This is a genomic window from Catellatospora vulcania, from assembly GCF_009720385.1.
Lineage (GTDB): Bacteria > Actinomycetota > Actinomycetes > Mycobacteriales > Micromonosporaceae > Catellatospora > Catellatospora vulcania.
Genome location: NZ_WARX01000001.1, coordinates 54,087 through 76,070 on the forward strand (window position 1 = coordinate 54,087; position 21,984 = coordinate 76,070).

Below are 21,984 nucleotides of genomic sequence, written 5' to 3' on the forward strand. Positions count from 1 at the left end.
TTCCGATAAGAAGGTGCCCTTCCTTCGGGTTAGGCGAAGCGGCGGGGTTGGCCGGTGGTTTCGAGGACGGACATCCAGAGGTCGCCGGCGGGGTCTACCTGGTTGCGTTTGCTGATGGCGAGGGCTATCGGGACGTGGACGAAGCGGCCTCGCCAGCGGCCGACGACCATCGCGGTGCGGCCGGCCATGGCCGCGTGGACGGCGGCGTGGGCGAGGCGGATGCAGTAGACGCTGTCGTACGGATTGGCGGGCACGCTGCGGATGGCGTAGCTGGGGTCGATGTACTTGAGGCTGGTCTCCATGCCGTGCTCCGCGAAGTCCTCCGCGATGCGTTTGCGCAGGTAGAGGCCGATGTCCTTGAGTTTGCGGTTGCCTGACTTGTCGACCTGGCCGGGTTCGTCGGACTCCAGGTACTCCTGCCCGGCGCCCTCGGCGGCGACCACCACCGCGTGCCCGCGTTCGGCGACGCGCCGCCGCAGGTGGGCGAGGAACCCGCTGTCGCCTTCGAGGTCGAACGGCACCTCGGGGATGAGCACGTAGTCGGCGTCGTTGTTGGCCAGTGCCGCGTAGCAGGCGATGAAGCCGGAGTGCCGGCCCATGACCTGCACCAGGCCGACGCCGTTGGGCACCGCGCGGGCCTCGACGTGGGCGCTGCGCAGCGACTCGGTGGCCTTCGAGAAGGCGGTCTGGAAGCCGAAGCTCTGGTCGATGTACGGGATGTCGTTGTCGATGGTCTTCGGCACGCCGATCACGGCGATCTTCAGGCCGCGCTCCTTGACCACGTCGGCGAGGGTCAGCGCGCCGCGCATGGAGCCGTCGCCGCCGATGACGAAGAGCACGTTGATGCTCATCGACTCCAGGCAGTCGACGATCTCGTACGGGTCCTGGCTGCCCCGGGAGGTGCCCAGGATGGTGCCGCCGTACTCGTTGACGCCGCTGACCGCCTCGGCGTCGAGGTCGATCGGCGGGTGGCCGTACTTGGCGATGAAGCCCTGGTATCCGTTCCGGAAGCCGTAGATCTTGGTGACGCCGTAGTGCGAGGTCAGCTCCAGCACCAGGCCCCGGATGACGTCGTTGAGGCCGGGGCAGAGCCCGCCGCAGGTGACGATGCCGACGCGGGTCTTCGACGGCTGAAAGAAGATCTTCCGGCGCGGGCCGCCGGGCTCGAATCCGGGCAGCGCGTCCAGCTTGGCCCTGCGCGCGGCGACCATGTTCACGGTGTCGTCGAACAGCACCCGGTCGTTCTCGTCGACGTAGTGCTCGGTGCTCTCGGTCTCGGCCAGCAGCGGCGCCAGCGGTGAGTCGATGCGGCAGTCGCCGAGCGTGCGCACCGTCAGGTCAACGGCCTCCGGAGCCATGCCGTCCTCCAAGTGTTGCCGGGGCGAGCAGCCTATCGCGACAATGTTTCACCAGGCCACGGCTGCGCCGCCGCGTCCCGGCAGGTGGATCGTGGCTCAGAACAGCAGCCGGGTCGAGAAGAGCATGCCCATCGGCACCGCGATCACGCCCGCGACCGCGGCGTACGGCCAGAGCAGGCGCGCGGGCAGGTGCCGCAGCACCAGCAGCGCGGGCAGCAGCAGGGTGTGCGAGCGGTACTGGGACACCCCGGCCCCGGCGATCAGCGGGCCGACGAACGCGGCGACCGCATAGATCGCGAGCCCGGCATCGAACGGCCGCAGCCGTCCGTGGCCCGAGGCGACCACCGCCGCGGTGACGGCCAGCAGGGCCAGCGCCAGCGACCACCACAGTTCGGCGTCGGTGTACACGTGCAGCGACCAGAGCAGGTCCTGCGGCGGGTCCCCGATGGGGATCACCGACGGCTCGATCGCCAGCTTGGCCAGCGAGTGCAGCGGGTTGTGCACGCCGTTGCCGTAGTGCTCCTGGATCATCATGTACGCGTTCCAGTGCCCCACGGTCAGCTGGTGCACCCCGAACACCGCGCCCAGCCCGGCCAGCGGCAGCCCGCATACGGCCAGCCCGGCCCGCAACCCGGCCCACGGTCGCAGCTCGCGGCGGCCGAGCAGGGTGGCCACCGCGCCGAAGCCGATCGCGGCGACCGCGACTCCCATCGGGTACGCCGCGGCGACCAGGGCGCCGGCGAGTCCGGCCAGGACCCACCGGTGCGCCGCGACCGCGGTCACGCAGCCGAGCAGCAGCACCCCGGCCAGCGCCATCGGGAACACGGCGTGCAGGTACACACCGGACGGCAGCAGGGTGGCCAGGGCCAGCATCGCCGCCGCCGTCGAGCGGCGCGTGTCGCGCAGCAGGCGCCACAGCAGCACGAACGCCAGCAGCAGGCAGACCTCGGTGACGAGCAGCCCGGCTTCGTACTCGCCCAGCCAGGTGGACCAGGTCAGCGCCCGGATGAGGCCGGGGTAGAGGGGGAACCAGCCCGCGGTGCCGCACCACGCGCCGGGCGCGAAATGCGGGGCGAGGTCCGGGTCGGCGTCGCACAGGAACAGCTCGTATCCGCGCGAGGCGACCAGGGCGTAGAGCCCCGAGTCGGCGCGGACCCGACCCGCGACCGGCAGGAACGATTCGGATACCAGCGCGGCGGCGACGGTGTAGACCAGGTGGCTGACCAGGTACGCCAGCACCGGCGGGAGCAGTGCCAGGGTCCTGCGCCGCCATCGTGGCGGCGACGGCGGATCCTCCGGAGCGGTCGCCGGAGCCTCGGGTGTGAGGACGGCGGTGGACGCTGAGGACATGCGGAGAATCCTGCCTGTAACCGGTCGGCTCCCGCAGCCCGGGTCCCGCCCGGCGGCGGCCGTCACCCAAGGTCATCCGACTTGCGGGGCAGATGTGCGTATCTTGACTGCGGATACGCCCAGGTGCCAGGCAAGTCGGGTGACCAAACGCGAGCGGGGCGCGCCCCGGTCAGTGGCGGATCACCAGGCGGAAGCCGAGGTGGCAGGTGGAGGTGTCGACGGCCTGGGGCATGCGGGCGGCGGGGCGGTAGCGGCGGCAGTAGTCGGGCGCGCAGAGGAACGAGCCGCCCTTGCTCACCCGGCGCGGGATGCGCACGGCGGGCGTGGCCGGGTCGTAGCTGGCCTGTTCGGCGTTGCGGCGCGGGTTCGCCGGGGCGCAGCAGGTCTGCCGGCCCGCGGTGTGGTGCGGGCCGTACCAGTCGGACGTCCACTCCCACACGTTGCCGATCATGTCGGACAGCCCGAAGGCGTTCGGGGGGAACGAGCCGACGGGCGCGGTCGTCTCGTAGCCGTCGGCGGCCAGGTTGAGCACCGGGAACTCGCCCTGCCACAGGTTGGCCAGGTGCTCCCCGCCCGGGGTCAGCTCGTCGCCCCAGGCGTACTCGGCCGGCTCCGTCGCACCGCCGGACGCGGCGTACTCCCACTCGGCCTCGGTCGGCAGGTCGCCGCCCGCCCACTGCGCGTACGCGGCGACGTCGGCCCAGGCCACGTGCACGACCGGGTGGTCGTCGAGGCCGTGCAGGTCCGAGCCCGGCCCGTACGGGCGGCGCCAGTCCGCGCCGGGCACCAGCTGCCACCAGTTCTGCACGTCGCGCAGGTCCACCCGGTGGCGTGGCTTGACGAACACGACTGACGCGGGCACCAGCAGCGACGGGTCGGCCCCGGGGTAGTCGGCCGGGTCCGGGGCGGTCTCGGCGACGGTGACGTGGCCGGTCAACGCGACGAACTCGGCGAACTGCCGGTTGGTGACCTGGTGCCGGTCGATCCAGAAGCCGCCGACCCGGGCCGGGTGCGCGGGGGCCTCCTCCGGGTAGTGCGCGTCGGAGCCCATCCGGAACGTGCCGCCGGGCAGCCACACCATGCCCGGCCGGGGCGGCGCGGCCGGGGCCTCGCCGTCCCGGCCGGGCCGGGTCAGGGTGATCGGTTCGCTCACGCGGGGACCACCGGACCGGTGCCGCCGGGGCCGACCAGCCCCTGCTCGGCCTTGTGCTTCAGGTCGCGCATCCGGAACGCCATGATGAAGTCGGTGATGCCGCGGGCCAGGCAGATCGCGCCGACGAACACGATGAGCAGGAAGAACGAGCGGGTGAACCGGCCCGCGGCCCAGAAGCCCAGCAGCATCTCGATGATGCCGACGACCAGGCCCAGCCACCAGCCGTCGTGCTCCTTCTTGGTGAGGAAGGCCAGCACGATGTCGGCCGCGCCCTTGAACAGCAGGTACCAGCCGATGAACGCGGCCAGCCAGAACACCGTGCCGCCCGGGTTGATCCAGCAGATGAAGCCGGTGATCAGGAACAGCACGCCGAGGATGGCGTGCAGCCAGCGCCAGCCGGGCGCGGTGAACGCCTGGAACAGCTCGAAGACGCCGGCGACCAGCACGACGATGCCGGCCAGGGTCGCGACGGTGGCGATGCTGCGCACCGGCGACTGGTTGAGGGCCAGCACGAACCAGCTGACGATGATCCAGCAGACGCCGGTGATGAGGAACAGCCACCACGGCACCCGGGACATCGGCAGCGGTGTTCCGGCGCTGCGGAACACGTCACCGGTCGACGTCGTGCCGGGTGGGATGGGACCGGGCGTGGTCCCGGTGGCAGCCCGTGCGGTGCCGGTCGCCACGCCCTCGGCCTCCTTCGCCGCGTGCGCGCCGGCCGCGGCGGTCTTGCCGGGCTTACCGGTGCTGGGGCTGGGCGATGCGGTGCTCATGCCTACTCCTCGCTGCGCTCGTCGGCGGCATGAGTGGACTGCGGCTGAGATGCGCGCTGCGCTCGCTCATGCGTACTGCCGGTAGTGAGAGCCATCCGGTTGCAGACTATGCACCACCTCATCCGGGTATGCGGTGTTTCCGCAATCTGTGGTGAATATTCGGCTAGTCCAGGGCGGAGAGCGCACCGGCCACCGCGAAGCCGAACACCGCCAGCAGGCCGGTGGCCTTGCCGCCCTGCCGGTAGGCCTCCGGGATCATCGAGTCGGCCAGCATGGTCAGCACCGCCCCGGCGGCGAAGGCCTCGACGTAACCGCCGTCGGCTCGTGGCATCAGGCCGTACAGCAGGTAGCCGACGGCCGCGGCCAGTGCCGACACCGCCACGATGATCCACCACACCCGGTACGACTGGGCCTTCGTGTGCCCCTGGGCTCGCATGCCGGCCGTCGCGCCCAGGGCCTCGGGCAGGTTGGACACGAACACCGCGACCAGGAAGGCGATCGGCACGTCGCCGCCCATGGCCACGCCGATGCCCAGCACCAGCGACTCCGGCACACCGTCCAGCAGCGCGCCGACCACCAGGGACCGGTCGGCCGAAGCCGCGCCCATGCTGCGCCGGCCGGTGACGGCCGCGTCCGCGAGGAAGAAGACGACCGCGCCCAGGCCGAACGCGGAGAACAGCAGCACGTCCTGGTGGAAGCCGGTGGGCACCAGTTCGTAGGCGATCGCGGCGAGCAGCGCCCCGGAGCCGAAGCCCATCACCATGCCGACCCGCGCCGGGGGGACCGGGGTCGGCCGGTACGCCAGCCATGCGCCGATGACCAGGGAGAACGCCGCGAGAGCGGCCCACCCGGCAGCGGTCAACACGCCCATCCGACCTCCATCGTCCGCACACGACGGTATCAACGCATTCCGCTTATAAGGGAAATATGATTCGTATCTCCGGAATACTGGAGCGCGGTATCCGTGTCCCTGGGAGGCGACATGCCCCGAACGCAGTCCCCGGCTGAGAAGGCCACCGTGAAGAAGACGGCGAAGAAGGTGACGGCGAGCAAGACCACCCCACCGCAGCCGGCCTCCCGCAAAGCCGCTCCGGCCAAGGCGGCCGTGAGCAAGGCCGCTGCCTCGAAGGCCGTCGCGTCACCGGCCGTGGCGTCGAAGGCCGTCGCGAAGAAGGCAGCCACCCCGCCACGTGCTGCGAAGAGCACCCCGGCGGGTGGTCCGGCTGCCCGCAAGGCGGGGCCGGGCAAGAAGGCGGCCGCTCCCGTACCCGCGAAGAAGGCCCCGCCCTCCCGTGCGAGCGCGCGCACCGCGGCCGACCGCGGCCCGGCACGCAAGTCGTCCCCGCGGTCGGCAGCGGCCGGCACGGGCGCGGGCCGCAAGCCCAACATCCTGGTCATCTGGGGCGACGACATCGGCATCACCAACCTGAGCTGCTACAGCGACGGGCTGATGGGCTACCGCACACCCAACATCGACCGGGTCGCCGACGAGGGCATCCGCTTCACCGACTACTACGGCGAGCAGAGCTGCACCGCCGGCCGGGCCGCGTTTCTGACCGGGCAGTCCGTGTTCCGCACCGGCCTGTCCAAGGTCGGCCTGCCCGGCGCCGACGTCGGCCTGCAGGCCGAGGACCCGACCATCGCCGAACTGCTGAAACCGCACGGGTATGCGACCGGCCAGTTCGGCAAGAACCACTTCGGGGACAAGGACCGGTTCCTGCCGACCATGCACGGGTTCGACGAGTTCTTCGGCAACCTCTACCACCTCAACGCCGAGGAGGAGCCCGAACACGAGGACTACCCGGACCCGCGGCGCTTCCCGGACTTCAAGGCCAACTTCGGCCCGCGCGGGGTGCTGCACTGCTGGGCACTGCCCGACGGCGGCCAGAAGATCGAGGACACCGGCCCGCTGACCCGCAAACGCATGGAGACCATCGACGACGAGGTGTTCGAGCACGCGGCAGACTTCATCGGCCGCCAGGCGGCCGCGGACACGCCGTTCTTCGTCTGGTTCAACACCACGCACATGCACTTCAAGACGCACCCGCGGCCCGAGATCAAGGGGTGGGCGGGCCCCTGGCAGTCCGACTACCACGACGTGATGGTCGACCACGACCGGCTGGTCGGGGAGCTGCTGAACGTGCTGGACGAGCTCGGCATCGCCGACGACACGATCGTCATGTACAGCACCGACAACGGCCCGCACATGAACTCGTGGCCGGACGCGGGCATGACCCCGTTCCGCAACGAGAAGAACTCCAACTGGGAAGGCGCCTACCGCGTGCCGGCCATGCTGCGCTGGCCCGGACACATCCGGCCGGGGCGCATCTCCAACGAGATCGTCAGCCATCTGGACCTGCTGCCGACGCTGCTGGCAGCGGCGGGCGAGCCGGACATCGTCGAAAAGTGCGAGGCGGGACACGACGCGGCGGGCAAGCACTTCCAGGTGCACCTGGACGGTTTCAACCTGCTGCCGTACCTGCTCGGGGAGGATCCGCACAGTCCGCGCGAGGGATTCTTCTACTTCTCCGACGACGGCGACCTGACCGCGCTGCGCTTCGACAACTGGAAAGTGGTCTTCATGGAGCAGCGTGCCCCGGGCACGCTGCGCGTGTGGTCCGAGCCGTTCACGGCGCTGCGGGTGCCCAAGCTCTACAACCTGCGCACCGACCCGTTCGAGCGGGCCGACGTCACGTCCAACACCTACTACTCCTGGTTCCTGGACCGGGCGTACATGATCCTTGCCGCGCAGAAGCTGGTCGGCGAGTTCATGGCCACGTTCCAGCAGTTCCCGCCCCGCCAGGAGGCGGCCAGCTTCACGGTCGACCAGGTGATGGAGAAGATCAAGGAAGGGATAGGGAGCCACTGATGTCGTTCCTGCCCTCCTGGCGGCCGGGGGCCGCCCGGGACGCGATCACGTCGTTCCTCGACGAGTCGCTGGCACTGCCCGCCGAGCAGCGGGTGGCCGTGCTCGACAACGACGGCACGCTGTGGTGCGAGAAGCCGAACTACATCCAGTACGACTTCCTCGTACGCACCCTGCACGACGCCGTCGAGCACGACGCCGCCATAGGCGAGCGGGCCGAGTACAAGGCGCTGCTCGACGGCGACCGGGCCGCGCTCGGCGAGCTGGGGCTGCAACGGATCGCACTGGCCCTGCTGGAGCTGTGCGCAGGCTGGACACCGGACGAGTTCGCCGCCCGGGTGCGCGACTTCATGGGGCAGGAGAAGCACCCGGGCCGGGGCGCGCCGTACCCGAAGATGGTCTACCAGCCGATGCTGGAGCTGCTGGAGGCGCTGCGCGGGCACGGCTTCGACGTCTTCATCGTCACCGGCGGCGGCACCGAGTTCGTCCGCGCGGTCAGCCGCGACCTCTACGGCGTACGTCCCGACGACGTGGTCGGCACGCTGGTCGAGTACCACTACGAGGAGCACGGCGACGGCCCTGCGCTCGTGCGCACCGCGCAGGCGCAGGGCGAGGTCAACGAAGGGGCGGCGAAGGTCGAGCACATCCAGACCCAGCTCGGCCGCCGGCCGATCTTCGCGGCCGGCAACTCCGCAGGCGACAAGGAGATGCTGGAGTACGCCCGCGCCGCCGGCATGCCCAGCCTGGCCGTGCTGATCGACCACGACGACGCCGAGCGCGAGTACGCCTACGCCTCGGCCGCGGTGACCTTCAAGGACACCGAGCCGATCACCGACGCGGCACACCGTCTGGGCTGGACGGTGGTCTCCATGCGCGACGACTGGTCGGTGGTCTTTCCGGTGTGACGGGCCGGACGTGGATGCCGCAGAGCGCTGAGGTGGTTAGGGTCGTCCGGGAGCGCCGACCCTCGACCGCACCGGGAGCCCTGGCATGCCGTACGACCTGCTGTTGACCGGTGGACATGTGCTCGATCCGGACGCCGGCCGCGACGGCGTGGCCGACGTCGCGGTGACCGGCGGGCGGATCGCCGCGGTCGGCCCGGACCTGCTGCGCGAAGGTGTCCGCGAGGTCGTCGACGTGCGCGGCCGCCTGGTCACGCCGGGCCTGGTCGACCTGCACACGCACGTGTTCGCGGGCGCGACCTACTGGGGCATCGACCCCGATCCGGCTGCCTGGTGCTCCGGCGTCACCACCTGGGTGGACGCGGGCTCCGCCGGGGCGTACGGGCTCGACGCGCTGCGCGCCGCGATCCGCGGCCACCGGGTACGCGTACCCGTGCTGCTCAACATCTCCGCGGTCGGCCTGACCGGGCTCACCGGGGAGTCCCGCGACCTCGCCGCCTGCGACGTCGACCTCGCGATCGCCACCGTCACGGCGAACCGCGACCTGGTGTACGGGGTCAAGGCCCGCATCGACGCCAATACCGTCGGGGCGCACGGGCTGGAGCCGCTGCGCCGCGCCGTCGCCGTCGCACGGGCCTGCGAGCTGCCCGTCATGGTGCACATCGGCGTCGCGCCGCCCACCGTCGCCGACCTGCTGCCGCTGCTCGGGGCAGGTGACATCGTCACGCACTGCGCCAGCGGCATCGCCCTGGGGCGGGACGGCCTGGACCCGGCGCTGCGCCGCGCGTACGACGCCGGTGTGCTGTTCGACCTCGGCCACGGGTCCGGCGGCTTCGCGTACGACGTGCTGGAGGCGCAACTGGCCGCGGGCATGCCACCGCACACGGTCTCCACCGACCTGCACGCGCGCTCGCTGCACGGCCCCGCCTTCGACCTGCCCACCACGATGGCCAAGCTGCTCGCCACAGGCATGCCGCTCGCCGCGGTCGTCGCCGCGGCGACCAGCACGCCCGCGCGCGCCCTCGCGCTGCCCGCGGGCACCGGCACGCTGCGCGTCGGCGCGCCTGCGGACGTGGCCGTGTTCGCGGTGGAGGAGGGTGACTTCCCGCTCGCCGACGTGCACGGGCAGGTCCGCAGCGCGCCCATGCGGCTGCGCAACGAGGCCACCTACCTGGCCGGACGGCTGCTGCCGCCGAGCCTGCCCGCGCCGCCCCGGCCGTGGGCGCCGCTCACGACGGCCCAACGCGACGCACTCGCCCGCCGCGACCGCCTGATCCGCGACCTGCTCACCACGCCCCTGGTCCCGCCCGACGGCCTGGCCGAGCAGTTCCCCCGCTGAGGCCCTGCGCGACGCCCTCAGCGAAGATCGCTGTTTCGTGTCAGGAAATCGGGTACGACTCCACAATCTGACACGAAACAGCGATCATGTTGAGGCCGGATGAGGCCGGAACCAGCGTGGGATCAGTGGTGGGTCAGCGGGGCGTGGCCGGGGTTCCGGAGGCGTTGCCGCAGATGGCGATCATCTGGTCGGACAGGGCGTCGATGCGGGTGACGTCCAGCTTCTGCAGCGAATTCATGTCGGTGAGGCTCTTGCCCTGGGACTCGAACTCGTCGGCGAGCTGGCCCAGCGTGGCCTTGACGTCCGCGGCGTCGGCGGTCGCCGCGTCGGTGCGCAAGTTCGCGGCGAGGTCGACCAGCTCGCCGCCGGCGGCCTTGACGGACTGGTCCGCGGCGGCCATGTTGCCGGAGTCGGCGGCCTGGGTGACCTTGGTCAGCTCCTGCGCGAACTGGCTGAGGCCGTCTTCGACCGTCTTGGCGGTCTTGGTGCAGACCTGCGGCGTGGGTTCGGCCGCGGCCGGCACGGCGCTGAAGCCGAGCGCGGCGAGCACGGTGGTGGAGAGGATGCAGGCTGCGCGTGAGAGGCGTCGCATGACGTCCTCCAATCGGGGCCGCGGGCCCGGCTGGGAGAGCCGGCCCCAAGATGACCATTTTCTGCCCGCGCGGGGCCGGTCCGGGCGAACTCGGCCAAGCCCGATCAGCGCACCGCCGGACCGCGTACCATCCCCGCCCTGCCTCCGTGTCCCGCCCGCCGAACCCCAGCGCCAAGATCGCCCGACTTGCCCGGCAGCCGGACGACAGACGTGCCAAGATCGTCGGACTTGCCCGGCAACCGGGGCGAAGACGTGCCAGGATTCGCCCGGCTGCCAGGCAAGTCCGACGATCTTGCGGTTGCTCGACGGGGAGAGCCGCCGGGAGGCGGGAAGCGGGCCGAGGGCTTAGGCTCCGGCCGTGCGTTGGCGTTCCTGTGTTGCGGTTGTTGCTGGTGTCGTGATGGCCGTGCTGCCGGCGGGGTGCGGGTCGGACGCGGTCCCCGAGGGGCCGCAGGGCGAGTGGGTCGCGGCCGGGGCCGGCGCCACGCCGTCGTCGTCGGCCGTCCCGAGCGCGGCGGCCTCCTCACCTGCTCCGGCGGCCGTGGTGGCGGGCAACCCGAAGGGGCGGGCCACCGTGCCGGCCGAGGCGAAGGCCGTCGACACGTCGCGGCCGACTCGCCGGATCGGGAACGGCACGCCCGCGAGCTGCACCTCCAAGGCGGTGGTCGCGGCGGTCGCGGCGGGCGGGATCATCACGTTCGACTGCGGTCCGGACCCGCTGACCATCACCATGTCGGCGACCGCCAAGGTCAGGAACGCGAACGGCCCGAAGATCGTGCTCGACGGCGGCGGGAAGATCACGCTCAGCGGCGGCGGCAAGCGGCGCATCCTCTACATGAACACCTGTGACAAGGCCCAGGGGTGGACCACCTCGCACTGCCAGGACCAGGACCATCCCCAGCTCACGGTGCAGAACCTGACCTTCGCCGACGGCAACTCGACCGGTGAGACCGCGGAGGGCGGGGGCGGCGGCGCGATCTTCGTACGCGGTGGGCGGCTCAAGGTGGTCAACTCGCGCTTCATCCGCAACCGCTGCGACAGCACCGGCCCGGACCTCGGCGGCGCGGCGATCCGGGTGCTCAGCCAGTCCAAGGGCCTGCCGGTGTACATCGTCAGCAGCACCTTCGGCGGCGGCAAGGGCCTGGGCGGCCGGTGCTCCAACGGCGGCGCGCTGAGCAGCATCGGCGTCTCCTGGGTGGTGCTCAACAGCGTGCTGACCCACAACAGCGCCATCGGCAGCGGCGCGAACCCGGCCCGCGCCGGCAGACCGGGCGGCGGCAGCGGTGGCGCGATCTACACCGACGGCAACCTGTTCACGGTGCGCATCGCGGGCTCGATCGTCATGGACAACCATGCCGAGGAGGGCGGCGGCGCGGTCTTCTTCGTCAGCAACGACCGCACCGGCACGATGACCATCGAGAGCTCCACACTCCAGCGCAACCCCAGCGACGGCTTCGAGACCAGCGGCTTCCCCGGCATCTTCTTCCTCGGCGCCCGCAATCCCACCGTCAAGTCCTCGACCCTGCGCAAGTAAACCCGCAGCCCGCGAGGCCGCGGCGTTAAGAAGGTGCCCTTCCTCTACGTATAGCGATGTGAAGGTGCCCTTCCTTGCTCGGGGGTGGGCGTGGAGGCGGGACTCGGGCGCAGGGCGGTCGCTGCCGCCGCGACGAACAGCGCCAGCACGGCGGGCACCGACAGGGCCGCGGGTAGGCCGACCAGCTCGGCCAGTGCGCCGATCACCAGCGGGCCGACGACGAAGCCGAGGAAGCCCAGGCTGGCGACCCGGGCGATGGCCTGGCCCGCGCGGGCCGGGTCCTGGCTGCCGGCCGCGGAGAACACCTGCGGCGCGATGCAGGCCAGGCCCGCGCCGAGCAGGCCGAATCCGGCCACCCCGGCGATCGGGTGCCCGATCAGCAGCGCCGTGCCCAGACCCGCTGCGGCCAGCACCCCGCTGTAACGGACCAGCCGCACGGGTCCGAGCGCGGCGGTGAGCCGGTCGCCGACCAGCCGCCCGGCCATCATCATGATCGAGAACGCGGCGTACGCGGCCGCCGCGAAGCCCGCCGTGCTGCTCAGGCTGTCGCGCAGGTAGACGCTGCTCCAGTCGGCCGCCGCGCCCTCGCCGACCAGGCAGCAGAACACCAGCACGCCGAGGAACGTGACGCCCGGCAGGCCACCCCCGCCCGGCCCGGTCTCCGCCGCCGGGACGGCCGACGGGGTGAGCCGCCAGTGCGCGGCCACCGGGGCGGTCACCGCCACCACCGCGGCGACGATCAGGAACGTGGTCGTCGCGCTCAGCCCGGCCCACGCGCACAGCCCGCCCACGGCCGCGCCGAGGAAGCCGCCGATGCTGTACACGGCGTGGAACGAGGACATGATCGGCGCCTGCCAGGCCCGCTGCACCTCGACGGCGGCCGTGTTCATGGTGATGTTGAGCAGCCCGTGCGCGGTCCCGAAGGCCAGCAGGCAGCCGGCCAGCGCCACCAGGTTCGGCGCGAACGCGGGGGAGACCAGCAGCACACCGTCGGCGAGCACGACGGGCAGCAGCAGCCGGCCGGTGCCGTACCGGTCGACGAGGCGTCCCGCGGCCTGCATGCCGATGATCGCCCCCGCGGCGAACGCCAGCAGGCCCAGGCTGAGCGCGCCGTCGGTCAGCGTCAGGCCCTGCTTGATCGCCGGGATCCGGGCGGTCCAGGTGCCGAGGATCACGCCGTACAGCCCGAAGAGCAGGCAGACGGCCAGCCGGGCCCGGTGCAGCGGCACACGGTCGGGCATTGACGAGGTCATGGGGTGCGTCTCCGAGGGGGTTGCGGGCCGGGGGAGCCGTGCTGAGGGCGAACATCATGAATGTATGCGCCCCCGGTGACGCCCGCGGCCCGGCCGTCCCGGCGCGCGAGGCTGTATGCTGCGCAGTGCCCTGGCCAGGCCCTGGGTTCGAGCGGCGTGCCTGCTCGTGGCCGGCCGGGAATTGACTAGTGCCGGTCGAGAACTGCGGGAGCCGAGAATCATGTCGAACGAGACGCTGCTGGTCACCGGTGGTGCCGGCTTCGTAGGGACACACCTGATCCGGGCGCTGCTGGACACCCGCCCGGACGCGCGGATCGTCTCCGTCGACAACTACTTCACCGGGCGGCACGACAACGAGATCGTCGACGAGCGGGTGACGTACCTCGACGGCTCGACGGTGGACATCTTCAAGATCTGGGCGGAGCACGGGTTCGAGTCCCCGAAGATGGTGTTCCACCTGGGGGAGTACGCCCGGATCGTGCAGTCGTTCGACGAGTTCGACCGCACCTGGGAGTACAACACGCACGGCACCAAGGAGGTCATCCGCTTCGCCGCCCAGCACGGCGCGCGGCTGGTGTACTCGGCGTCCAGCTCGAAGTTCGGCAACGAGGGCAAGGACGAGCACCTCAACCCGTACGCCTGGACCAAGGCCAAGAACGTCGAGCTGATCAAGAACTACGGCGAGTGGTACGGCCTCGACTACGTGATCACGTACTTCTACAACGCCTACGGGCCGGGCCAGATCAGCGCCGGCACCTACGCGACCGTGATCGGCATCTTCGAGCGGCAGTACCTGGCCGGCGAGCCGCTGACCGTGGTCTCCCCGGGCACCCAGACCCGCGACTTCACCCACATCTCGGACATCATCTCCGGCATCCTGGTCTCCGCCGAGGGCGGCAAGGGCGACGGCTACCTGCTCGGCAACGGCCGGGAGTGGGAGCTGACCGAGGTCGCGAAGATGTTCGGCACCGAGTACACGCTGATCCCGGCCAAGCGCGGCGAGCGCACCCACGGCCGCGCCGACAACTCGAAGGTGCGCGACCTGGGCTGGGAGCCGAAGGTGCTGCTGGACCAGTACATCGCCGACTTCGTGCGGGACAACCCGCGCCCGTGAGCCGTGGCCAGGGCGCCCGCCGGGTCCGGCGGGCGCCCTCGCACGCACCCCCGTCCGGCGTCAGATCCAGCCGCGGCGGGCCGCGATGGCGCCCGCCTGGAAGCGGTTCGCCGCGCCCAGCAGCTCGTAGAGGCGGCTGATGCGTCGCCGCATGGTGCGCACCGACCAGTCGAGCTGGCGCGCGACGGCCTCGTCCTTCAAGCCGCTGACCAGCAGTGTCAGCAGCGCCCGGTCCTCCTCGGATACCGGGTCCTCGGCCGGGGCGAGCAGCGGCACGGCCGCCCGCCAGCACAGCTCCCAGTAGTCGATCAGCCCGTCGAGCAGCGTGGACGGCCGGATCACGGCGGCCCGCACGTCGGACAGGTCCAGCGACAGCGGCATCAGCGCGATGCGCCGGTCGGCTATCGCCAGCTTGATGCGCAGGCCGGGCAGCACCCGTGCCTGCTCGCCGTGACTGATCAGCTCCCGGATGTCGTCGAAGACGCCGGGCCACTCCAGGGCCTCGGGGGCGTACACCACCCGGTACTGCACGCCGCGGGCGATGCCCGTCTGCTCGATCGGGTTCGAGGTGGTCAGCGCGTACGGCGGCCGGTCGAGCGTGATGACCTCCTCGCGGGCCTCCTGCTGGATCTGCACGAACCAGCGGCCCAGCGCCTCGCTGCCGGTCACGATCTCGATCTCCTCGCCGCTGCCGGAGTGCGCCGCGGCGAACAGCAGCGCCAGCTGACCGGCCGCGGCCTGCACGTTGTCCAGCTCCGCCGAGCGGGCGCGGATCAGCGCGGCTACGGCCGCCTGAGGCTCGATGGCGGCGTACCGGCGGCGGTTGCCGGCCAGCCGCCCGACCAGCCCGTGGTCGCGCAGCCGGTCCAGGGCACGGGCCACCCGCTCGGACGAGCAGGCGAGTTCCTCGGCCAGGTCGGCCGGAACGGCGGTGCGGCGGACGAGGATGGCACGGTAGACGGCCTCGTCGAAGGGGTCCACACCGGCAGGGGTCAGGTCGGAGGGCATGGGCAGATCTTGGCCTAACTGTGCCACCGGCAGCAACGGGCCAGCGGAGATCATTGCGCTGACCTGGTGAAGACCGTTAGACCGCTTATCTATGAAACTCCCCCCTCACTCACTGGCGACCAGACTCGCGGCCGGTCTGTCGGCCGTGGTCGTCGCCGGGACACTCTCGGTATGGTCCCCGGCCGACGCCGCCGCCCCGGCACCGCAGCGGCGGGTCATCGTGCTGCTGGCCGGGGACGCGGCGGTGGCGTCCGCCCCGGCCGGCGCGCTGCGTGACGCCGCCGGCGCGGCCCAGGTCAACGGCGCTCGCAAGGCGGTGCAGGACCGCCAGCGCGCCTTCCTCGACAGCGCCCGCGGCAAGGGCCTGCGGCTGACCCGTGAACGCCCGCTGGGCCTGCTGGTCAACGCGGTCGCCGCCACCGTCCCGGCCGACGAGGTGGCGCGGCTGTCCGCGCTGCCCGGTGTGCTCGCCGTCGTGCCGGACGCCCCGGTGCGCGCGTACACCGACGTGAGCGTGCCGCTGATCGGCGCGACCGAGGTCTGGCAGCGCAAGGACACCACCGGAACGCAGGTCAAGGGCAAGGGCGTGACCGTCGCCGTCATCGACAGCGGCGTCGACTACACGCACCCGGACCTCGGCGGCGGCCTGGGCGAGGGCTTCAAGGTCGTCGGCGGGTACGACTTCGTCAACGGCGACGCCGACCCGATGGACGACAACGGGCACGGCACCCACGTCGCGGGCATCATCGCGGGCAAGGCCGCCGCGGCGGGCGGGATCACCGGCGTCGCGCCGGAGGCGGACCTGCTGGCGTACAAGGCGATGAACGAGTGGGGCGAGGGCTACACCTCCGACATCGTCGCGAGCATCGAGGCGGCCGCCGACCCGGCGAACCCGCACCGCGCCGACGTCATCAACATGAGCCTCGGCGGCTACGGCGACGGCCTCGACCCGCTGGGCATGGCCGCGACCGCGGCCACCCGGGCCGGGGTCGTGGTGGTGGCCGCGGCGGGCAACGCCGGGCCGGGCCGCGACACGGTCGGCACCCCGGCCGTCGCCGACGGCGTCATCGCCGTGGGCGCGTCCACCAGCAACATGGTGCTGCCCACCGCCTACGTCGGCGGGGTGCGGCTGCAGACGTACCGCGGTGTCCTGTCGGCGAACCCGGCCGCCAAGCCGGTCACCGGCCGGCTGGTCGACGCGGGCTACGGCAGCACCGAGGAGCTGGACGCGGCCGGCGACCTGCGCGGCAAGGTCGTGCGCATCAGCGGCTACGCAGCCCCGGTGCTGGACTACCTGTCGCAGTGGGAGTTGGACCTGGCCAAGGAGCTGGAGCGCCGGGGCGCGCTCGCGGTGATCTCGGGCCAGGCCGACTCGGGTCCGGTGGTGGCCGCGGCCGCCGACGGCTCGGTGCCGGTCGCGCCGTCGACCAGCGTGCAGGGCCTGCTCAAGGGCATGGTCGGCACGCAGGCCTCCGGCGATCTCTACCGGATGGACAAGCTGGTCGTGCTGGGCATGGACGGCACCCAGTTCGCGGAGCTGAGCGAGCGGCTGGCCGCCGGGCCGGTCGACGTCACGCTGAAGGGCGAGGACGTGACCGACCGGATCGCCGCGTTCTCCTCGCGCGGCCCGTCGCTGCGCTTCGGGCTCAAGCCCGACCTGGTCGCGCCCGGCGTGGGCATCCGCTCGACGGTGCCGACCGCGCTGTTCGGGCCGGGGCAGTACCTGATGTCCGGCACCTCGATGGCCGCCCCGCACGTGGCGGGCGCGGCGGCGCTGCTGCGCCAGCTGCACCCGGGCCAGGAGCCCGCGCAGGTGCTGGCCACGCTGACCGGCACGGCCAAGCCCGTGGGCGGCACGCCGACCGCGTACGGCTCGGGCCGCCTCGACGTGGCCGCCGCGGCGCGTGCGACGCTCACCGCGAACCCGTCGTCCGTCTCGTTCGGACTCGCCGACCTGGGCGGATCCACCGTGGGCGGCAGCGCGACGGTGACCCTGCGCAACAGCGGCACCCGCGCGACGACCGTGCGGCTGCGCGCCGACGCCAAGACCGTCAGCATCAAGCCGGACCGGGTGACCGTCCCGGCCGGACGGACCGCGAAGGTGACCGTCACGCTGCGGGCCAAGCGTCCCGCCGGTGACACCGAGATCTCCGGCGTGATCACCGCGGACGGCGGCTGGGGCAAGGTTTCCCGGGTGCCGTACCTGCTGGTGGTGCGTCCGCTGATCGTGGCCGCCACGCCCGACCCCAGCGACGGGCACAGCACCGTCTGGATCGGCGCGCCGACCGCGCTGAAGGCCGCCCCCGTCGTCACCGTCGACCAGCCCCACGGCCGGTCGTACACCGTGACGGCGACCCACCAGTACGGCGACGTGTACACCGCCGACCTAACCGGCGAGCAGTCGGGCGCGTACCACCTGAACGTGCGCGGCACGGCTGCCTCCGGGCAGCGCCTGATCGGGTCCAGCGGCTTCGAGGTGATCCCCGAGGACGTGCGCCGCAACAGGTGGGAGCCGGTCGGCCCGAACGGCACCGGCGGCCAGCTGGCCGTCACCCCGGCCGACGGCGCGGTGGGTGTCATGACCACCGACTACAAGGCGGGCCCCTGGCTCACCACCGACCACGGCGCGAGCTGGAGCCAGCTCAACCGGCTTCCGGTCGCCGGATCCGCCGGCATCGCCACGCCCGTGCTCGACGCGAAGAACGCGTCGCGCTGGTGGTACGCCGTCAACGACCCGCAGACCGGCGGGAAGATCCTGCGCACCACCGACCGGGGCCGCACCTGGCAGACGCTGCCCACCCCGAGCGGGTGGGTGGACGCGCTCGTCGCCGACGCGCAGACCCGCGTGCTGGTGGCGGTCGTCAGCGGCACGCTGCTGACCAGCGTCGACGGCGGCGACACCTGGACGCCGCAGCAGACCGGCCTGCCGGGCGAGATCGCGTACGCGGCGATCGGCGGCGACGACCTCTACCTGGGCACCCACGACGGGGTGTGGAAGCTGTCCGGCATCACGTCCGGCACCCCGGCGGCCGGTGTGCAGGTGTACGACAGCGCGTCGCAGTACGTCGCGGGCCTCGTCGCCGACGACGGCGTCGTGGCGGCCTCGGTGTGGGGCGTGGGCGTCGTCGGCTCGCACGACGGCGGCAAGACCTGGTCCACGCTGTACAGCCGCGAGTTCGGCCTGCACACGATGCGCACCTCGGGCGGCGACCTGTACGTGTCCACCCTGTCCGGCGAGGGCCTGGTCAGCCACGACCACGGCCGCACCTGGACGTCGGTGCCGCTGCCCGCGCACGACGCGCTGTTCACCGACTACGACCGCTGGGCCGACGGCACGGCCACCACGGCCACCTCGGCCGGCCTCTACGCGTCCGAGCAGGGCGGCTACCGCCGTCTCGGCGTGCAGGGCAGCACCGTGTACGACCTCGCGGTGGTCGGCGGCGACCTGGTGGCGGGTACCGAGAACGGCCTCTACCGCACGGCTTCGCCCGCCGCGGGCGGCCCGGACTGGGGCAAGGCCGTCGGCGAGGGCTGGATCGGCGAGGGCGCGGAGTTCCTGGCCGTGTCCCCGGCCGACCCGAAGCTGGTCTGGAAGATCCGCCGGGCCGCCTGGGGCGACCAGTTCATGTTCGGCCGCAGCACCGACGGCGGCCAGACCTGGACCGAGGTCTTCACGGGCACCGAGAAGCCGACCGCGCTGCTGATCCACCCCGCCGACGACAAGCGGGTGTACGCCGGCTTCGAGCGGCTCGACGGCCGGGGCCTGACCGTCACCCTCGACGGTGGCGCCACCTGGAAGAACCTCTACCTGGACGAGCGGGTCAACGCGCTGGCCGGTGACCCGGCGAACGCGAAGCGGCTGTGGCTGGGCATGAACAGCGGCCTCTACCGCTCCGACGACGGCGGCGTCACCCTTACCAAGGTCGCCGACGGTCAGGTGACCGCGCTGCGCGCCGACGGCAGGCGGCTCGTGGTCGGCGGGCCGAGCATCCGGATCAGCACCGACGGCGGCCGGACCTTCCGCACCGCCGACACCGGCTCGCTGGACCTGATGGTGTCCGACTTCGCCGCCAAGGGCGACACCCTCTACGCGGCCACCACCACGTGGTCCGCGTACGGCCTGGCCAAGGGCGGCCGCGGCGTCCTGCGCAGCACCGACAACGGCCGGACCTGGCACAACATCTCGTCCGGCCTGCAGAACCTGGACATCACCACCGTCGCGGTGAGCCCCGACGGCCAGTGGCTGTTCGCGGGCACCCTCCGCGGCGGCGTCCACCGCACCCCCCTCCGCTAAACGGGGAAGGAAGGGCACCTTCTTAACGCTATGCGTATAGGAAGGTGCCCTTCTTAACTCGGTCGTCGTATTTGGGCAGGTAGGTCCCCGGCCGTGCCGTGGCACGCGGTACACCCGCACGTCGGGAAGGTGGTCAGGCTCCGTCGCGTGCCGAGGTGGCGACCAGCCGACCGGTCACGGCCACCAGGGTGAGCGCGCCCGCGAAGAGGGTCATGAACAGCGGCCACACCGTGTTCGCGTCGGTCGCGTAACCGTCGGCGGTGACCAGCCGATCCGCATCGGCAGGATCCCGGAACACGGTGATCCGGCTGCCGACCTCCAGCGTGCTGTTCCATGTCCCGTAGAGCACGGCATGCCGGGTGGTGCCGTCCAGGCGGTAGCTGATCTTCGACGTGTCGGCCCAGCGGGAGCCGTGCGTGGCGACGACGGTCGCGGACACGGAGAGCCCCTGTTCCACGATCCGCTCACGCTGCCGCGCGCCGAGGGCGTGCCCGGCGTACGCCGTGAGCCCCAGCAGCGCCGCCGCGGCAAGGACCGTCGTCATGCGACGGAAAGTCCACGTCACGAGCGACTCCGGTCGGCGAGGGGCGGGAAGCGGCCACTGTAACCAGCGCCGTCGAATTGCGGGGCCTCGTGTGCCCCGGCAGTGTTCTCGGCCGGGCAGCTCAGTGCGAGTCGCGCGGGACCTCGGAGCCGCGGCAGCCGGTGAGGAAGTCGAAGTCGGCGCCCAAGTCGGCCTGCTGCACGTGCGCGCGGTACAGCCAGCGGTAGCCCGACCGGTCCGCGGGCCGCGTCTGCTCGGACCAGCCCTCCGCCCGCCGCGCCAGTTCCTCATCGGATACCAGCAGGTCGAGCGAGCGGGACGGCACGTCGAGCCGGATCCGGTCACCGGTGCGGACCAGGGCGAGCGGCCCGCCGACGGCCGACTCGGGGGACACGTGCAGCACCACCGTGCCGAAGCCGGTGCCACTCATCCGCCCGTCGCTGATCCGCACCATGTCCGTCACGCCCTGGCGCAGCAGCCGGGTCGGGATCGGCACGTTGGCCACCTCCGGCATACCCGGGTATCCCCTTGGCCCCGCACCCCGGACCACCAGCACGTCGTCCGCCGTCACGTCGAGGTCCTCGTCGTCGCAGACGGCGTGGTAGTCCTCGGGGGAGTCGAAGACCAGCGCGCGGCCCTCGTGCACCAGCAGGTGCGGCGAGGCCGCCGACTGCTTCAGGACCGCGCCGCGCGGGCACAGGTTGCCGGTCAGCACAGCGGTGCCGCTCCCAGCCGCCTGCAACGGTGCGTCCCAGGGCCGGATCACCTCGTCGTTCCAGCAGGCGGCGTCCGCGGACTCCGTGCCGATCCCGCGGCCGGTGACGGTGAGCGCGTCGCCGTGCAGCAGCCCCGCCTCGGCGAGCCGCCGCAGCACCACCGGCAGGCCGCCCGCGTAGCAGAAGTCCTCCATCAGGAACCGCCCCGACGGCATCAGGTCGGCCAGCGTCGGCACCTGCCGGATCAGCCCGTCGAAGTCGTCGAGGCTCAGCTCGACCCCGACCCGGCCGGCGAGCGCGAGCAGGTGCAGCACCGCGTTGGTCGAGCCGCCGATCGCCGCGTTGGCCCGGATCGCGTTCTCGAACGCCGCCCGGGTCAGCACCGCGCTGGGCCGCAGGTCCTCCTCGACCATCGCGACGATGCGCCTGCCCGCGGTCTGGGCCGTCTCGTAGCGTCGGGCGTCGACCGCGGGCCAGCTCGCCGAGCCGGGCAGCTGCATGCCCAGCGCCTCGGCCAGGCACGCCATCGTCGAGGCGGTGCCCATCGTCATGCAGTGGCCGTTGGAGCGGGCCATGCAGCCCTCGGCGACCTCGCACTCGGCGACGGTCATCCGGCCGGCTTTGACCTCCGCCTCGAACTTCCAGACGTGCGTACCCGACCCGACGTCCTTGCCCTGGAACTTGCCGTTGAGCATCGGCCCGCCGGTGACCATGATCGCGGGCAGGTCCACGCTGGCCGCGGCCATCAGCAGGCCCGGGGTGGTCTTGTCGCAGCCGGACAGCAGCACCACGCCGTCGAGCGGGTTGGCCCGGATCAGCTCCTCGCCCACCATCGCGATCAGGTTGCGGTACAGCATCGCGGTCGGGCGCATCAGCGTCTCGCCGGTCGCCATCACCGGGAAGACCAGCGGGAAGCCGCCGGCCTGCCACACCCCGCGCTTGACCGACTCGGCGACGCGGTCCAGGTGGGCGTTGCACGGCGCGAGCTCCGACCAGGTCGAGGCGATCCCGATCACCGGGCGGCCGTCGAAGACCTCGGGCCCGTGGCCCTGATTGCGCATCCAGGACCGATACACCATGCCCGATCGCCCCTGCGCGCCGAACCAGTTCTGACTGCGCCGCGTCGTCGTGTCCTGCGCGTCCATGTCCGCCTCCGGCCGTGCGCCGACGTGCGGTGACCGGTCCGCT

At 72.1% G+C, this 21,984-nt stretch carries 16 protein-coding genes; 6 read left to right on the forward strand and 10 right to left on the reverse strand.

What is annotated here, in order from left to right; translation table 11 throughout:
- Window positions 1–29: 29 nt before the first annotated feature.
- The 5 genes from F6W97_RS19460 to F6W97_RS19480 all read right to left on the reverse strand — a co-directional run bounded on the left by F6W97_RS19460 (window position 30) and on the right by F6W97_RS19480 (window position 5,505).
- A complete protein-coding gene (locus tag F6W97_RS19460; protein ID WP_196279238.1) occupies window positions 30–1,358 on the reverse strand; it encodes an ATP-dependent 6-phosphofructokinase in 1,329 nt (442 codons plus the stop codon).
- A 96-nt stretch (window positions 1,359–1,454) separates the two neighbouring features.
- On the reverse strand, window positions 1,455–2,708 hold the full coding sequence (locus F6W97_RS19465) for a hypothetical protein (protein WP_155371844.1): 1,254 nt from the start codon (window positions 2,706–2,708) through the stop codon (window positions 1,455–1,457).
- A 169-nt stretch (window positions 2,709–2,877) separates the two neighbouring features.
- Window positions 2,878–3,789: a formylglycine-generating enzyme family protein gene (locus F6W97_RS19470; protein ID WP_155372978.1), complete on the reverse strand. Its 912-nt coding sequence runs from the start codon at window positions 3,787–3,789 to the stop codon at window positions 2,878–2,880.
- Window positions 3,790–3,857: 68 nt separating this feature from the next.
- Window positions 3,858–4,634, reverse strand: a complete 777-nt coding sequence (locus tag F6W97_RS19475) for an HdeD family acid-resistance protein (RefSeq protein ID WP_155371846.1) — start codon at window positions 4,632–4,634, stop codon at window positions 3,858–3,860.
- Between the two features lie 163 nt (window positions 4,635–4,797).
- A complete protein-coding gene (locus F6W97_RS19480) occupies window positions 4,798–5,505 on the reverse strand; it encodes a ZIP family metal transporter (RefSeq protein ID WP_155371847.1) in 708 nt (235 codons plus the stop codon).
- A gap of 111 nt (window positions 5,506–5,616) precedes the next feature.
- On the opposite strand from F6W97_RS19480, the gene F6W97_RS19485 reads away from it, so the two are divergent.
- The 3 genes from F6W97_RS19485 (at window position 5,617) to F6W97_RS19495 (ending at window position 9,741) form a co-directional block, all read left to right on the forward strand.
- On the forward strand, window positions 5,617–7,503 hold the full coding sequence (locus F6W97_RS19485) for an arylsulfatase (RefSeq protein ID WP_230686818.1): 1,887 nt from the start codon (window positions 5,617–5,619) through the stop codon (window positions 7,501–7,503).
- Window positions 7,503–8,405, forward strand: a complete 903-nt coding sequence (locus F6W97_RS19490) for an HAD family hydrolase (RefSeq protein WP_155371849.1) — start codon at window positions 7,503–7,505, stop codon at window positions 8,403–8,405. Before F6W97_RS19485 ends, F6W97_RS19490 begins: the two co-directional genes overlap by 1 nt.
- An 85-nt stretch (window positions 8,406–8,490) precedes the next feature.
- Entirely contained in the window at window positions 8,491–9,741 is a 1,251-nt protein-coding gene (locus F6W97_RS19495) for an amidohydrolase/deacetylase family metallohydrolase (protein WP_155371851.1), read from the forward strand.
- Between the two features lie 133 nt (window positions 9,742–9,874).
- On the opposite strand, the gene F6W97_RS19500 is transcribed toward F6W97_RS19495, so the two are convergent.
- The gene (locus tag F6W97_RS19500; protein ID WP_155371852.1) at window positions 9,875–10,333 is read right to left on the reverse strand and encodes a hypothetical protein; all 459 of its coding nucleotides are present in this window, start codon (window positions 10,331–10,333) and stop codon (window positions 9,875–9,877) included.
- Between the two features lie 400 nt (window positions 10,334–10,733).
- On the opposite strand from F6W97_RS19500, the gene F6W97_RS19505 reads away from it, so the two are divergent.
- Window positions 10,734–11,867 (forward strand): hypothetical protein, encoded by a 1,134-nt coding sequence (locus F6W97_RS19505; protein WP_155371854.1) that lies wholly within the window; start codon window positions 10,734–10,736, stop codon window positions 11,865–11,867.
- Window positions 11,868–11,911: 44 nt separating this feature from the next.
- On the opposite strand, the gene F6W97_RS19510 is transcribed toward F6W97_RS19505, so the two are convergent.
- On the reverse strand, window positions 11,912–13,108 hold the full coding sequence (locus F6W97_RS19510; RefSeq protein WP_155371856.1) for an MFS transporter: 1,197 nt from the start codon (window positions 13,106–13,108) through the stop codon (window positions 11,912–11,914).
- 232 nt (window positions 13,109–13,340) lie between these two features.
- Between F6W97_RS19510 and F6W97_RS19515 the strand changes: the two genes are divergently transcribed.
- Window positions 13,341–14,234, forward strand: coding sequence for an NAD-dependent epimerase/dehydratase family protein (locus F6W97_RS19515; protein WP_155371858.1), 894 nt, complete (start codon window positions 13,341–13,343; stop codon window positions 14,232–14,234).
- Window positions 14,235–14,294: 60 nt separating this feature from the next.
- On the opposite strand, the gene F6W97_RS19520 is transcribed toward F6W97_RS19515, so the two are convergent.
- Window positions 14,295–15,242 carry a helix-turn-helix domain-containing protein gene (locus tag F6W97_RS19520; RefSeq protein ID WP_230686819.1) on the reverse strand — a complete coding sequence of 316 codons (948 nt, stop codon included), beginning with the start codon at window positions 15,240–15,242 and terminating at the stop codon, window positions 14,295–14,297.
- Window positions 15,243–15,333: 91 nt separating this feature from the next.
- On the opposite strand from F6W97_RS19520, the gene F6W97_RS19525 reads away from it, so the two are divergent.
- A complete protein-coding gene (locus F6W97_RS19525; RefSeq protein WP_155371861.1) occupies window positions 15,334–19,536 on the forward strand; it encodes a S8 family serine peptidase in 4,203 nt (1,400 codons plus the stop codon).
- Window positions 19,537–19,669: 133 nt separating this feature from the next.
- Here F6W97_RS19525 and F6W97_RS19530 read toward each other — a convergent pair whose 3' ends face one another.
- Complete coding sequence (locus F6W97_RS19530; protein WP_155371863.1) at window positions 19,670–20,080, reverse strand: DUF3592 domain-containing protein; 411 nt, start codon at window positions 20,078–20,080, stop codon at window positions 19,670–19,672.
- A gap of 121 nt (window positions 20,081–20,201) precedes the next feature.
- Window positions 20,202–21,941 (reverse strand): IlvD/Edd family dehydratase, encoded by a 1,740-nt coding sequence (locus F6W97_RS19535; RefSeq protein WP_155371865.1) that lies wholly within the window; start codon window positions 21,939–21,941, stop codon window positions 20,202–20,204.
- Between the last annotated feature and the right edge of the window lie 43 nt (window positions 21,942–21,984).

Coding starts and splice junctions, on each gene's coding strand:
- F6W97_RS19480 (WP_155371847.1), bottom strand. CDS start 5,505: ATGGGCGTGTTGACCGCTGCCGGGTGGGCCGCTCTCGCGGCGTTCTCC.
- F6W97_RS19460 (WP_196279238.1), bottom strand. CDS start 1,358: ATGGCTCCGGAGGCCGTTGACCTGACGGTGCGCACGCTCGGCGACTGC.
- F6W97_RS19475 (WP_155371846.1), bottom strand. CDS start 4,634: ATGAGCACCGCATCGCCCAGCCCCAGCACCGGTAAGCCCGGCAAGACC.
- F6W97_RS19500 (WP_155371852.1), bottom strand. CDS start 10,333: ATGCGACGCCTCTCACGCGCAGCCTGCATCCTCTCCACCACCGTGCTC.
- F6W97_RS19485 (WP_230686818.1), top strand. CDS start 5,617: ATGCCCCGAACGCAGTCCCCGGCTGAGAAGGCCACCGTGAAGAAGACG.
- F6W97_RS19525 (WP_155371861.1), top strand. CDS start 15,334: ATGAAACTCCCCCCTCACTCACTGGCGACCAGACTCGCGGCCGGTCTG.
- F6W97_RS19535 (WP_155371865.1), bottom strand. CDS start 21,941: ATGGACGCGCAGGACACGACGACGCGGCGCAGTCAGAACTGGTTCGGC.
- F6W97_RS19505 (WP_155371854.1), top strand. CDS start 10,734: ATGGCCGTGCTGCCGGCGGGGTGCGGGTCGGACGCGGTCCCCGAGGGG.
- F6W97_RS19530 (WP_155371863.1), bottom strand. CDS start 20,080: ATGACGACGGTCCTTGCCGCGGCGGCGCTGCTGGGGCTCACGGCGTAC.
- F6W97_RS19490 (WP_155371849.1), top strand. CDS start 7,503: ATGTCGTTCCTGCCCTCCTGGCGGCCGGGGGCCGCCCGGGACGCGATC.
- F6W97_RS19520 (WP_230686819.1), bottom strand. CDS start 15,242: ATGCCCTCCGACCTGACCCCTGCCGGTGTGGACCCCTTCGACGAGGCC.
- F6W97_RS19465 (WP_155371844.1), bottom strand. CDS start 2,708: ATGTCCTCAGCGTCCACCGCCGTCCTCACACCCGAGGCTCCGGCGACC.
- F6W97_RS19470 (WP_155372978.1), bottom strand. CDS start 3,789: ATGGTGTGGCTGCCCGGCGGCACGTTCCGGATGGGCTCCGACGCGCAC.
- F6W97_RS19510 (WP_155371856.1), bottom strand. CDS start 13,108: ATGCCCGACCGTGTGCCGCTGCACCGGGCCCGGCTGGCCGTCTGCCTG.
- F6W97_RS19515 (WP_155371858.1), top strand. CDS start 13,341: ATGTCGAACGAGACGCTGCTGGTCACCGGTGGTGCCGGCTTCGTAGGG.
- F6W97_RS19495 (WP_155371851.1), top strand. CDS start 8,491: ATGCCGTACGACCTGCTGTTGACCGGTGGACATGTGCTCGATCCGGAC.